The 12,734-nt window shown below is 61.7% G+C and carries 13 protein-coding genes and 1 pseudogene; 3 read left to right on the top strand and 11 right to left on the bottom strand.

The genetic code is table 11. The features are described 5' to 3' along the window. Positions 1-42: 42 nt before the first annotated feature. The 11 genes and pseudogenes from LRS06_RS23775 to LRS06_RS23725 form a co-directional block, all read right to left on the bottom strand. Complete coding sequence (locus tag LRS06_RS23775) at positions 43-1,854, bottom strand: ThiF family adenylyltransferase (RefSeq protein WP_257873774.1); 1,812 nt, start codon at positions 1,852-1,854, stop codon at positions 43-45. A gap of 461 nt (positions 1,855-2,315) precedes the next feature. After that, positions 2,316-3,606, bottom strand: a pseudogene (locus tag LRS06_RS23770) (MFS transporter). 22 nt (positions 3,607-3,628) lie between these two features. Next, positions 3,629-4,105 carry a DsrE family protein gene (locus tag LRS06_RS23765; protein ID WP_257873773.1) on the bottom strand — a complete coding sequence of 159 codons (477 nt, stop codon included), beginning with the start codon at positions 4,103-4,105 and terminating at the stop codon, positions 3,629-3,631. Positions 4,106-4,281: 176 nt separating this feature from the next. Further along, the gene (locus tag LRS06_RS23760; protein WP_257873772.1) at positions 4,282-5,556 is read right to left on the bottom strand and encodes an OprD family porin; all 1,275 of its coding nucleotides are present in this window, start codon (positions 5,554-5,556) and stop codon (positions 4,282-4,284) included. Positions 5,557-5,576: 20 nt separating this feature from the next. Then, positions 5,577-5,987, bottom strand: a complete 411-nt coding sequence (locus tag LRS06_RS23755) for a YeeE/YedE family protein (RefSeq protein ID WP_257873771.1) — start codon at positions 5,985-5,987, stop codon at positions 5,577-5,579. Beyond that, entirely contained in the window at positions 5,984-6,628 is a 645-nt protein-coding gene (locus LRS06_RS23750; protein ID WP_257873770.1) for a bifunctional 2-polyprenyl-6-hydroxyphenol methylase/3-demethylubiquinol 3-O-methyltransferase UbiG, read from the bottom strand. Before LRS06_RS23750 ends, LRS06_RS23755 begins: the two co-directional genes overlap by 4 nt. 19 nt (positions 6,629-6,647) lie before the next feature. Then, entirely contained in the window at positions 6,648-7,208 is a 561-nt protein-coding gene (locus LRS06_RS23745) for a YeeE/YedE family protein (RefSeq protein ID WP_257873769.1), read from the bottom strand. A 30-nt stretch (positions 7,209-7,238) separates the two neighbouring features. Continuing rightward, a complete protein-coding gene (locus tag LRS06_RS23740; RefSeq protein WP_257873768.1) occupies positions 7,239-7,580 on the bottom strand; it encodes a rhodanese-like domain-containing protein in 342 nt (113 codons plus the stop codon). Positions 7,581-7,673: 93 nt separating this feature from the next. Next, positions 7,674-9,029: a rhodanese-like domain-containing protein gene (locus LRS06_RS23735; RefSeq protein WP_257873767.1), complete on the bottom strand. Its 1,356-nt coding sequence runs from the start codon at positions 9,027-9,029 to the stop codon at positions 7,674-7,676. Positions 9,030-9,074: 45 nt separating this feature from the next. Continuing rightward, a complete protein-coding gene (locus tag LRS06_RS23730; RefSeq protein WP_257873766.1) occupies positions 9,075-9,893 on the bottom strand; it encodes a sulfite exporter TauE/SafE family protein in 819 nt (272 codons plus the stop codon). Between the two features lie 71 nt (positions 9,894-9,964). Beyond that, entirely contained in the window at positions 9,965-10,288 is a 324-nt protein-coding gene (locus tag LRS06_RS23725) for a helix-turn-helix transcriptional regulator (protein WP_257873765.1), read from the bottom strand. A gap of 414 nt (positions 10,289-10,702) precedes the next feature. Between LRS06_RS23725 and LRS06_RS23720 the strand changes: the two genes are divergently transcribed. The 3 genes from LRS06_RS23720 to LRS06_RS23710 all read left to right on the top strand — a co-directional run bounded on the left by LRS06_RS23720 (position 10,703) and on the right by LRS06_RS23710 (position 12,682). Then, a complete protein-coding gene (locus tag LRS06_RS23720) occupies positions 10,703-11,392 on the top strand; it encodes a VIT family protein (protein WP_257873764.1) in 690 nt (229 codons plus the stop codon). 90 nt (positions 11,393-11,482) lie between these two features. Then, positions 11,483-11,854, top strand: a complete 372-nt coding sequence (locus LRS06_RS23715; RefSeq protein WP_257873763.1) for a hypothetical protein — start codon at positions 11,483-11,485, stop codon at positions 11,852-11,854. Between the two features lie 234 nt (positions 11,855-12,088). Continuing rightward, complete coding sequence (locus tag LRS06_RS23710) at positions 12,089-12,682, top strand: TlpA disulfide reductase family protein (protein ID WP_257873762.1); 594 nt, start codon at positions 12,089-12,091, stop codon at positions 12,680-12,682. Positions 12,683-12,734: the final 52 nt, after the last annotated feature.

The following is a 12,734-nucleotide window of genomic DNA, read 5'->3' as shown; positions in this document are numbered from 1 at the left end:
TAGGCAGATTGGGGCAACCACACTGTGATGGAGAGGGCTGGGCTATTCACAGTGGCAATAAGGGCAAAGCGGATGAACTTCGAGCGGGAACGTACTCCAGGCAGGCGCAACTAAGCTGCCATCTGCATCCATGAGTTGCACAACCCCCACATCCCACGGAGTGGTAGCATAGCCGCCCGCTACCCCCGAGCTTAAGGTTGAAACCGCGAGGCGCACCGCTGCTAATACCACGTTTTGCAAATCAAAGCTGGCACCGGTGAAGGTCATGTCGCCACAACCCGGCGCTTGCACGGTCCCCGCCGTTTCATCGCTGATTGGTACCGGAATGGTGCCGCCCGTATCCATATGGTACTGCAGGCACATCCAGCATCCCCGGGTGTGGCCGGGGGCTACTCGCATGACCATGCCGCCCCAGCCCCCCGGCGTGGCATACACTGAAATAAAGGGAATGCCCCGCGCTCGGGCGGTTTCCGCTAAGAAATGACTAACGCCTTTATCGGCGGAGGCATCAATCAGTAAGGAGGCGTCGGTGAGCAGCGTATCCATGACTTCCTGCTCGGAAGGCATTCCTTCCCCGCGTAGCCCCCCTACTTTATGGTAGATGGGCAGAACCTGCGTTGCCGGATAGTGCGCCGAGATAAATTCATGAATTGCTTCTGCCTTGAGTTGGCCGGCAGTGGCTATTCCCAGAGGCCAGCGCACGGTCGGCCCGGGCTCGACGTGGTCGTAATCTGACAGCCGGAGCTTCCCAACTTGATTGCGGGCAAATTCCAGCGCCATCGGTGCCCCCAATGCGCCGAGCCCAACCACAGCAATGGTCCGCTGATGAAGTGCATGGACGGCAGGAACCCGAAGCAAAGCGTCGGTGGGGCTGATTCGGGATGCTTTGCCGTAAAAGCAATGAGATTGGGCTACTTCAACGGGCTTGCCTCGGGGACCCATTACCGTTTCTTTGATAGTTCCCTCGATGAGAAACAGCCATCCCATACCCATCTGACCAGGCGCAATCTCTTCCGGAAATTGCAGCCCAATTACCCGTCGAAGCATCCCGCCTTTGGCTAAAGGGACAGCTTTGCTTTGAAACGTAGTAGTGAGGCCCTGTGACTTGGCTAGTTCTAGGAGCCAGTTCAGCCCTTCTCCCGCGTGGGCAAAAGGCGGAGCTTGATTGAGACGGACCAAGTGGCCAGAAAACTGGGTAGGGAAAACGTCCCACAAGGCCTTTGGCAGCTTACGAACGACGCCCGCCACATCGGTGGTTTCCAGCGCGGCCATCCGCGTTAACAGCCCGGCCTTCCGGGGCACGCCAATTTGCAGGCGGCCCAGAATCGTAATGGGAGCAGTCGGCACACTGGTTTGCTCGAACCCTGCTTCATCAAAAATCACCGGCGCATGGGAATGGGCAAAAAACTCACTGGCCGGTTCCGCCTGCTCGTCCTGGTCGGTGGCCAGAACGGCGGGGTCTAGAATGTTGCCCTTCTGTAGAACTTTGGGCAGTTGCGAAACCAGATAGGTGGCCAATTTCCAACGGGGCTCCCAATGGGCAGCCGACCGGGGGAGCAAGCACAGGTTCTTGCCAATGGGGTTCTGGTGACGGGGCAGAGCGATATTCAACGCAAACACTTCCGGACGGAAGTAGGGGTAGTTGTCCGGGTAGGTTGCTTCCAGTTGCACCGATTCTACTAACCCAGCCAAGTTAAAAGCAGGATTGGAACCGTCAATCGTAAAGGATACCTTCAAAATGCCCTGACTGCGAGCCGCTGCGTCCACCAGTGGAGCAACGCCGTGCGCAATCAGGGCTTGAAGCTCCCTTTCAAGCCGGTCAGGTTCGGCTTCAAACCAAGGGGCAGTAGGCATATGGCTGTTAATTCAATCCTACGGGGCGGTCTTTGGGGGGCTTGGGCGGGTTGTGAGGACCAGGCTCAGGCTTTTCGGGTGGGCGTCCGGGACCAGTCGGATTACCGGGAGGTGTAGGGTTGCCCGGAGGATTGGGCTGACCCGGATTGGGATTGCCCGGATTGGGATTGCCCGGGTTGTTGGGCCCCTTCCCTGGGTTGTCGTTTCTGTCCATGATTATGGATGTTGGGTGATGAAAAGCTAAAAAATATAGCTTGATTTACTAACGGAATGTGCAATGCTAGGGTTGCAATACTTCACCTGATAAGTCCTATTGTCTGGGCCAAGCGTTTAGCTATTAAAAGCTGTGCAACTGACTGTCGCCCTTGCCATAGTGGTAGCAACCATAAATACTTCATTCCGGTATGAACCCAAACACAAACGCCCGACCGCTCAGTGAGCAATCGGGCGTTTGTGATTTTTTAGCTGATGACTAGCGGCGGGGAAACAGAGTGTCCATAATGGTGCGTTCCGCAGTGCCGGGGCGACTCTCCGCTACTCGCAACGGGCAGGCAATACATGCGCCGCCAGATAACCAGGGCGGAAAGTACCGTGAGCCCGCCGATTGTGGCCAGCGCCGCCCCCCAAGCCAAACGCATCGGCGAGTACACCCGTCAGCAGCGCCCCAATGGCATAGCCCGCGTCGCGCCAGAAGCGGAAGATGCCCACGCTGTGCGCCCGCTGCGGTAGCGGCGAATACTCAGCCACCGCCGCCAGAAACGTGGGATATACCAGCGCCGTGCCCGCACCGAGCAGCGCCGCCAGCCCCAGAAACGCCGGGTACCCATCGGTGAACAGCATGACCAGCAGCACCGCGCCCTGCAGCAGCATACCCCAGAACAGCAGGTCTTTCTTGCACAGCTTGTCGGCCAGCGGGCCGGTGACCAGCTGGCCCAGGCCCCACACGGCCGGGTACACAGCGGCCACGGTACCAATCTGCGTGAGCGTGAAGCCCTTGCTGGCCAGCAGCAGCGGCAGCAAACCCCACACCATGCCGTCGTTGAGGTTGTTGACCAAGCCGGCCTGCGTGACGGAGCCCAGGTTGGGATGCCGCCAGCTCACGTCCCAGAACGACAGCGGCGGACCAGTGGGGGTGGTCGGGGCCTGCGCGGCTTCCAGCGCGACGTGGTGGCGGGTGTCGCGTACCAGCAGCGAGCCCAGCAAACCCAGCACCGCCAGCACGATGCCGAGGTAGAACGGGTAGGGCCGCAGGCCGTATTCGGTGGCCAGCCAGCCCGAGGCGAAGGCCGTAGCCGCCACGGCCAGGTAGCCGGCCGACTCGTTCAAGCCCATGGCCAGCCCACGCTGCTTTGGCCCTACGAGGTCAATCTTCATCACTACCGTACTCGACCACGCCAGGCCCTGGTTAAGCCCCAGCAGCACGTTGGCCGCAATCACCCAACCCCACGAGGGCGCCCAGAGCAGTAGCAGCGGCACGGGCAGACCAAACAGCCAGCCGATGAGCAGCAGGTTTTTGCGTCCAATCTTATTGGCCCAGGCTCCGGCGTAGTAGTTGGCCACGGCCTTGGTGAGGCCGAAGACAACGATAAAGGAAAGAATAGCCGAGCGGGCCACTAGGTGGAATTCCTGCTCGGCCAGCCGGGGCAGGATGCTACGCTCCAATCCCACCATGCCGCCCACGAAGGCGTTGATGAGCACCAGCAGCGCAAACTGGTGCCAGTTTTCACGCAGACCGAGTTGGGGTGCTTTCATGCAAGGAGTGAAAAAAGGTTAGCTATGGATGCACCAGCGCCCAGCCCTGCTGCTGACGGATAATCAATTCCCCGTTGCCGGTGGGCACGTAGGCAATGAAGGCAAACAGCTCGTCCGGGCTAATCTGGCGTTCCTTCATCGTGTTCTGGCCTTGCGCCAGCAGGACGCCCTGTTGCTGCAAGGCCCGTAGCTCGGCCTCGTAGGGCTGGCTTTTGCGGAACACGTCCACGCCCCCGCCAAACACCACCAGTTCCAGCTGCAACTTGCCTTGCAGGCGCGGGTCGGCCAGCGCGTTTTTCATATTGCGCAGGGTTTGCTTGATAAGCTTGGGGTCGTCGCTGTCGAGCTGATATACGGCCCGGTAGCGGTTTTTTTTCGCCACGGCCCCCATAAACGCGGGCTTGTCCGGGGCGGCCGGCACTTGCGCGGCGGCCGGCCGGGTAAGGCTGACTAGGAACAGAAACGCCAGCAGGGAGCGGAGCGAAAACATGAGGTACATAGGGGAGAAACGGTTAAAATACGTAATCCAGCGCCACGGTCAGGTGGTGCAGGTCCACTTTGTTGACGACTCGGGCGGGCCGGTAGCTCGCTTGGTCAGCCCCCAGCTGGCCGCGTACAGCGTGCGCAGGCGCAGCCCATCGGCCGTGCTGGCAAAGGCGTGGGTGAGCGTGAGGTTCAGCTGATGAAAGTCGGGCAGGCTGTACTTGTTGAGGCGGGCCTGCTTCGACAGGTTGTAGTAGCCATAGCCCGCTTCCAGCCGGGGGCGTGCGGCCGTTGCCAGGCCAGGCTGGCCCCCAGCGCGTGCACGTCGCCGGCTCCTTCTATCCGCTCGCGGGGCAGGGTGGTGTAAAACGGCTCGCGGCCCCACTCGCGCGGAAACAGGTAGCGGCCGTGGGCCGAGACGCGGGTGTACTGGGCGGCCACCTGCCACGCCCGCCGCTGGTACGCCAGGCGGGTGCTCAGGACGCGGGCCTGTTCGCTGGGCTCCGAGTAACGGTGGCTGGGCGGGCTTTCCACGTCGTTGGTTAGGCTGTGCTGCCAGAGCACCTGGCCGCTGACCGTCCAGGTGCCGGCGGGGCGCGTCAGAGTCCGGGTGCCTTCCAGCCAACTGGTGGCCAGCAGGTGGTCGGCAAAATACTGCCAGGCCTGCACGGTGGTGTGCGGTCCCAGTGTGCGCCGCAGCCCCAGCACGGCCAGCCCGTGCGTGCGGACCCGGCCCAGGTAGCTGGCCCGGCTGCTGTCGGGGGCTACTCCCATTGAGTAGCGGCCCACGGCCTCGTCCAGCCGGTACCAGCGGTCGGTGGAACGGGGCGCGACGTGCGTCAGCCAGCCGCCCTGCAGGGTAGTGGCCGCGTTGAGGTGGCCTACTACCCACAGGCCCTGCACGAAGTTGGGACTCAGCCGCGAGTCCTGGGAGTTGAGCAGGGGCGTGTCTAGTTGCTGCCGGCCGTAGGTGAGCTGCCAGCCCGGTCGGGCCTGCCAGCGTACCCACAGTTCCTCCACCTGGTGCAGCAACTCCCGGCTGTGCGGGTGCTCCTGGTCGAAGAGGCTCAGTTCGTAGCGGCTTTCCGGGCGGCCCGGCTCGGCGGCCAGCGAACTGGCATACAGCTTTTTCAGAAAGAAGCCTTCTAGGCCCACCTGCAAGCCGTGCCAGGCTTGGGTTTCGTAGCGTAGGCCGGCCCCCACGCCGTGGGCGTAATAGTCGGGGGCAGTGCTGCGGTTGAGCGTGGCCATGAACACGGTGCGGATGTGGCCGCTGAAGGTACCCCGGTGCAGGGCCTGGGGTAAGCTAAGCGGGGCGGTGGAATCGGCTGCCAACGGGGCCGGAGGCGCAGCGATAGCCGCCGGGGCAGCGTGCCGCAGCAGCGTATCAGGTGGAGCGGATTGGGCATGAGCGGGCCGTGCGCCGATGAGTAGCGCAACGCCCGGCAGGAGCCAGCGGGGAAGCATGACGGGCGTGGCGGAAAGGGTTAGTAGGGAAGCTTTTCGCGCAGGGCGCTGTAGGTCCAGGTGCCGGCCAGCGCGGCCAGAATCAGGACAGCCGCCGAGCCAATGCCACTGCCCAGCTGCGCGAACAGCGGGCCAGGACAGGCCCCGGTGAGCGCCCAGCCGAGGCCGAAGATGAAGCCCCCAATCCAGATGCCGTGGTTGAATTTCTTGTCGGTAATCTTGATTTCCTCCCCGTCAATCGACTTGAGGCGGTTGCGCTTGATGAGTTGAATGGAAATCATGCCCACCAGAATGGCCGAGCCGATGACGCCGTACATGTGGAAGCTCTGGAAGCGGAACATTTCCTGAATCCGAAACCAGCTGACAACTTCGCTTTTGGTGAGAATAATGCCGAACAGTGTGCCCAGCACTAGGTATTTGAGGTATTTCATAGGGAGTTGGTGGATTCGGGGGTGGAAGGGCGGGTGGCCAGCAGGCGCACCACGTTGGCGGGGCCGGCGTGGAAGCTGCCTTCGTGCAGCACCACGCCCAACTCGTGGTTTTCGAGTAGCGTCAGCCCGGCAAAGTCGGTGGCCAGCGTAGCCGGCTCGTAAAGCAGTTCGGCGGACTTGGGGCCGCCCGAGGGCAGACCAAGCTGCCGGGGGCTAAAGGCTTCGAGTAAAAGGTGTCCGCCGGGGGCCAGGCTGGCGGCGGCGGCGTGAACCGCCTGGCGGTCAACCGGGGAAAAATGGGCGTAAATGAGGCCCACTGCATCATAGTAGCCGGCCTGCTGCCACGCGAGGGCGGTGAGGTCAGCTACTCGGTACTGGAGTCGCACGCGCTGACTTACGGCCAGGCGCAGGGCTTTGGAGCGGCCTTCGTCGCTGAAATCCACGGCCGTTACTTCCCAGCCGCGCTTGGCGGCGTACACCGCGTTGCGGCCTTCGCCTTCGGCCAGCAGCAGCAGGCGGCCGGGCGGCAGCGCATCCAACTGCTGGCGGAAGTAGGTGTTCGGCTCGGTGCCGTAAGCATAGGCCTCCTCCGCGTAGCGGGCATCCCAGAAATCGACGGCACTTGGCGCAAAAGCTTCCATGAACGAGAATTGAGGAGGATTAGAACAGCATCGGGTAAATAATCCAGGTCATCAGTAGGCCACCGGCAAAGAACCCGATGACGGCCACCAGCGACACCCATTGCAGGTTCGATAGGCCCGAAATGGCGTGGCCCGAGGTGCAGCCGCCGGCGTAGCGCGTGCCGAAGCCCACCAGAAAGCCGCCCAGCACTAGGAACACCCAGCCTTTCCAGTTGGCCAGATTTTCCAGGGCGAACAACTCGCGGGGCAGCAGGCCGGAGAAGTCGGTCAGGTGCATCTCGGCTTTCAGGTCGCGCACGGTGGCGGCCGAGATGCCGATAACGTCGGGGTGGCCCAGCACGCGGTAGCCGATGAAGCCGCCCAGCGCAATGCCGAGCACGAACACCAGGTTCCAGATTTCGGCCCGCCAGTTATAGGTCAGAAAAGGGATGCCGGCCGGCACGCAGGCGGCGCAGACATGACGCAGCGAGGAGCTGATACCCAGGGCCTTGTTGCCTACGAGCAGCAGCGCGGGCACCGTCAGGCCAATCAAAGGGCCAGCCACGTACCAGGGCCAGGGTTGTTGCAGGAGTTCAAGCATGAAAACAGAAGTCGAGATGAAGAAGCGTACTTATTTAGTAGTGAGTTGTCCCGGCCAGTCGAGCACGCCGCCGAGCAGGTTACTGACCTGCGCGAAGCCGGCGCTGGTAAGCTGACCAGCGGCATTGGCCGAGCGGGCTCCGCTGCGGCAGTACACGTAGGTGGGCTTGGTTTTATCCAGGGCCGCCACGCGCTGGCCGAAGTCGGGCGCGGTGACTTCAATATTGACCGCGCCGGGCAGGTGGCCGGCGGCGAATTCGTCGGGCCGGCGCACGTCCAGCAGCACCGCACCGGGCTGGCGCAGGCCCTCGGCAAACTGCGCGGGCGTCAGGTTTTGAAAAGCAGGAGCGGCGGATTTATTGAAACCGAACATGGCGGAGGAATTTGAGTGGGAGGGAAACGGAAAGTGTGAGAATGAGCGGATAGGGGCCCCGGCACGGCTGCCGGAGCCAACCCGTCAAAGGGATTAGTGGGTTGCCGAAGCGGGCTGAAAGGATTTCACGGCCTCGCTCAAGTCCAGCACTTTGGTGCCGGGCAGGGCGTCAGCCACAATGCTGCTGCCGGCCGCCGAGCGGTAGCCACCCGCGCAATGCACCACCACCGGCTTATCGGTCGGAATCTCGCTGGCCCGCTCGCGCAGCTCGGGCAGCGGAATGTTGAGGGAGCCGGCAAAAATGGGCTCGTCGCGGTGCTCGGTGGCGTTGCGGATGTCCACGATGGTGTACTGCTCCGGGTGCTGGCGGAACTGCGCCACGTCCAGCATGGGCATGGTGGCCTCGGTAGCGGGGGTTCCTACCAGCGCGCCCTTAATCAGCGGCTCGTAGCCGATTTTGGCGGTTTTCTGAATCAGGTCTTCGAGCGTGGCCTCGTCGGCCGCAATGAGGTAGAACAACTCTTCCGGTCCCACGATGGAGCCCAGCCAGGTTTCAAATTTGCCGCCCTGCTGAATGTTGATGGCTCCGTCCGCGTGCCCCTTTTTGAACTCGGCTTCGGGACGGGTGTCGATGACAACCGCACCGGTTTCCAGCGTCGTGCCGGCGGCCAGGCGCGGCACCCGCTGCACACTGGGCGCGTAGTCGGGCGCGCCGGCCTTATTCAGGGCCACGTCGTAGCCGAAGTATTTGGGGATGAAGGGCTGGTCGGCCAGCAGCTCTTGTACAAATTCCGCTTCGCTCAGCTCCCGCAGCATGGGGTTGCCAAACTTCTCGTCAGCAATCGTGCTGCTGTTGGCCCCGCTCAGGGCCTTGCCGCAGAGGCTGCCCGCGCCGTGGGCGGGGTATACCAGCACCGTGCCGGCCAGGGGCATGAGCTTGTCGCGCAGCGAGTGGTACATCTGCCCTGCCAGCTCTTCGCGCTTGGCGGTCATGTTGCCGGCGCTTTCGCGCAGGTCGGGGCGGCCCACGTCGCCGATAAAGAGCGTGTCGCCGGTGAAGACGGCTTCGTCCTTGCCTTCTCGGCTGAGCACGATGCTGATAGAGTCGGGCGAGTGGCCGGGGGTGTTCAGGGCGCGGAACGTGAGCTTGCCCACCGTGAACTCCTGGCCTTCATCAAAGGCTTCGTGGGCGTAATCGGCCCCCAGCAGCTTACTCACGCGGATGACGGCGCCGGTGGCCTGGGCAATTTCCAGGTGGCTGCTCACAAAGTCGGCGTGGGGGTGCGTTTCGATGATGCTGACGATTTTGGCGTCATTCGCCTTCGCGTAGTCGTAGTAGGGCTGCGGGTTGCGGGCCGGGTCGATGAGCACGATTTCGCGGGCGCACTCGCTCAGGATGGCGTAGGAAAAGTGAGCCAGGCCTTTGTCTTCAAACTGTTCGATTTTCATGGTTGGGACGAAAAAACGGGTGAGAGAAAGTGGAATGGAGAGTAGTTAGGGATGATGAAACAGCAGCTCTTTGGTGAGAATAAACGTGCCCATCGCCAGCGTGAACCAGCCGAAAGCGGGCTTCAATTTGGCCCCCGGAATGAAGCGGGCCAGGTAGGTTCCCAAAACGATGCCGCCGAGGGCGAAGGCCAGGAAGCCCGCCAGAAACGACCAGGCAATGGGCGTGCCCGCGCTCAGGTCGCCGGTGAAACCTATTAGGGAGTTCAGGGCAATGATGGCCAGCGAGGTGCCCACCGCCAGCTTCATGGGCAGGCGGGCCCCCAGCACCAGGGCCGGAATAATCAGGAAGCCGCCACCCGCGCCCACAAAGCCCGTGAGCGTGCCCACCACCAGGCCAATTCCCAGCACGAGCGGATAGTTGAAGGCGTGCTTCCGGTGCAACTCCTCGTCGAGCACGACCTCGGCCTGCTTGCTGCGAATCATGGAGACAGCGGCTACGACCATCAGCACGGCAAAGGATACCAGCACCAGCAGGTCCTTGGTGAACACGATGCTGCCCAGCGTGAACAGTTTGTGCGGGATGGCGGGCATCAGCAGCTTGCGCACCGCAAACACGGCCAGCAGTGAGGGCAGCAGAAAGACCACGGCCGTTTTCAGCGACACCAGCCCCTTGCGGAAGTAGCCCCAGGCGCCTACTACGGAGGTAGAGCCCACCACGAACAGCGAGTAGGCCGTGCTCAGCACCGGACTCACGCCCATCAGGTACACCAGCACCGGCACGGTGAGGATGGAGCCGCCCCCGCCCATAATGCCGAGCGAAAGGCCAATGAAGATAGCCGCGAAGTAACCGAGGTAGTGAAACATGCGGGAACGGGTGAACGTATGTAATTATGAAAGGTTGTTCATGTATTCGGTGAAAAAAAAGCCGGCTCTCGTTACAGGAACGTGCAGCCGGCCAGGCACTGAATCACGTCCACTACTTCGCGCATCTTCAGCGCGTAAAAGATATTCTTGCCGTCACGGTGGCTGCTCAGGATGCCTTTAAGCTTCATGCCGGTCAAGTGGTGGGACACTAAGCTCTGCTCGATATTCAATTCCTCGCTGAGTTCGGTCACGGACAGGCTCTCCTGGTTGGCGAGCAGCTGCACGATGGCGATGCGCGTCGGATGAGCCGTGGTCTTGAGGATAAACGCCACCTTCTCCATCTTCTCAGTGGTCAGGTTCAGGTCAGCAGGAGCGGTGGCAGTGGTCGTTTTCATAAGGTGCTACAAATGTATGTTCATTTGTTCATGTATACAAACTTGCTTCGTCTATTGGTTCCCAAATAATTCATTTCAGTGTGTGCTCTTCTCTGGATAAGTACCCATTCGGCCTCTCTATCCGGTTTTTACGCTCCTTGCGCTGCGTGGTACAAGTTGGTTATTACTTGCTGGCGGCCGGGGAAATAAGCAGATGCCCGGGTTCTTCCACCCGCTAGGAGGCGACTTCGGCTAGCGACTTGTTCACCGTTCTGCGCGCCAACGATGCTCACGGTCGGCACCGGCCCTTCGCCGTGAGCCCCGGCAGCGCTACTACCTTTCTGGGAGTCGGCTTCATGTACCCCGGCGGCGGTTGGCAATACCCTCCGTTTGTGCACCTGCGTACAGAAGGCCTCACGCCGTTACCCTTATCTCATGAGACACCTGGAGCAGCATCGCACGCATCGGATTGGTTGGCTACGGGCCGCCGTGCTCGGGGCCAACGACGGCATTATTTCCACGGCCAGCCTGGTGGTGGGGGTAGCCGCGGCCAGCGCCACGCAGGAAAGTGTGCTGGTGGCCGGCGTGGCCGGGCTGGTGGCGGGAGCCATGTCGATGGCGACGGGCGAATACGTTTCCGTCAGCTCGCAGGCCGATACGGAAGCGGCGGACCTTGCCCGGGAGCAGGAAGAGTTGAAGACGGATGCCGCCGCGGAGCACCAAGAACTCACCGCCATCTACGTGGAGCGCGGAGTGGACCCGAACCTGGCCGCGAAGGTGGCCGAGCAACTGATGGCCCATGACGCGCTGGGCACCCACGCCCGGGAGGAACTGGGTATTTCCGAAACCATGAGTGCCAACCCCATTCAGGCCGCGCTGGCGTCGGCCGCTACTTTTACCGTGGGCGCGGCGCTGCCGCTGCTGGTCATCCTGGTAGCCCCGGCTGCGTATCTGAGCTGGACGGTTTCCATTACCTCCCTGTTGTTTCTGGCTGCCCTGGGCGGGTTGGCCGCGTACGTGGGCGGCTCCAGTGTATTGAAAGCTGCCGCCCGGGTAACCTTCTGGGGAGTGCTGGCCATGGCTTTGTCAGCCGTGGTAGGTACTTTTTTCAATGTGACGCCCTAGAGGCAACTGGGACTGCCAGTAGGCAGAGAGAGGTACCAAAGGCTCACTTTCCGGCAAAAGAGCGCACCTTTGCAGTCGTTACCACTAGCTATGTCCCGTCTGCTGTCTCATTTGCTGTTGCTGCTTTATGCCGGTATTTACCTGCATTGTCAGCCGCTGTCTACGCGGGCGAACGGGACGGCCACGGCCGGCAGCCACCAGCAGGAGCAACGCGGCGGTACTCTTTGCCGGAAGAAGCTGCAAACGGTGCAGGCCACCCCGCCGGTCGAATCTGTCCGTCAAGCCAAGGCCAAGCTACTGCCGCTGGATGGGAGCCTGAGCGGTGACTTCGCGGCCCTCTACTTTGGTCTGCTGTTCCCGGCTTGCCAGCCCGCGCCCACTCCTGTTCGTGGGCCCAGCATTGGCCCCGCGCAGGCACTGGCCAACCATCCTAACAAAGCGCCGCCCATCCGTTTTTCTTAGGAAAGCGTGTAGCGCAAGCTGGGCCTGTCTCCGGCTAGCTGTGCTCGATTCAAGGCCAGTAGCCGGTTTTTTCGCGTCCCTGCCAGTCCCATGGCGCTGCCCTGCTGCTGCCGCTCCTCCCCTTCCTGAGAAGTATCCACTACCCGGCTCCTGACCGGATAGCGGGTTTATGTTATTGCTGAACAAATGAAACTTTGTTCATATAAGATTTGTCCTCCGCTCAACTCAGTTCCCATGACTCGTAAATCCATCATTTCCTGGCTGCCACCAGCTCTTTTTGCACTCGTTCTGTTCACGCCCTTGCGGCCCATCGTGCTGGGCGGCGTGCAGCGCGGCTTGTTGGCCACCGGCCTTTGGAAAGCCGAAGTACCTGCCTTGGTTCCTGCTAAAGCGCCGGTTGTGCTTACCAGCAGCGCCGCTTATCCGCACAATCTGCCCTTGACTACGCTCGACGGGAAACCCGCGAATCTGAGCGACCTGAGAGGCAAGGTGGTGTTCGTGAATCTGTGGGCCAGCTGGTGCCCGCCCTGCGTGGCCGAGATGCCCGGCATTCACGCGCTCTACAAAAAGATGGACCCGAAGAAAGTAGCTTTCGTGATGCTCTCGCTGGATGAAAACCCAGCCAAGGCGCAGGCGATGCTCAGGCGCCAGGGCTACACCTTCCCGGTGTATTTCCCCGCTGGCCCCTTGGCCCCACCATTCGACTCCAACTCCATTCCGTCCACGGTAATTCTCGGCCCGGATGGGCAGGTAGCGGCTCGCCACAACGGCATGGCCGAGTACGATACGCCCGAATTCAAAGCTGCTTTGGAGAAGCTGGCCAAGTAAAGCGAACCAGCCAAAATGCTTTAAATGCCAGTCGGTAAATTCTGCCGGCTGG

This window comes from Hymenobacter sp. J193 (assembly GCF_024700075.1).
In the GTDB taxonomy this organism is placed as follows: Bacteria; Bacteroidota; Bacteroidia; order Cytophagales; family Hymenobacteraceae; genus Hymenobacter.
This window is presented reverse-complemented; position numbering and strand designations above follow the sequence as displayed.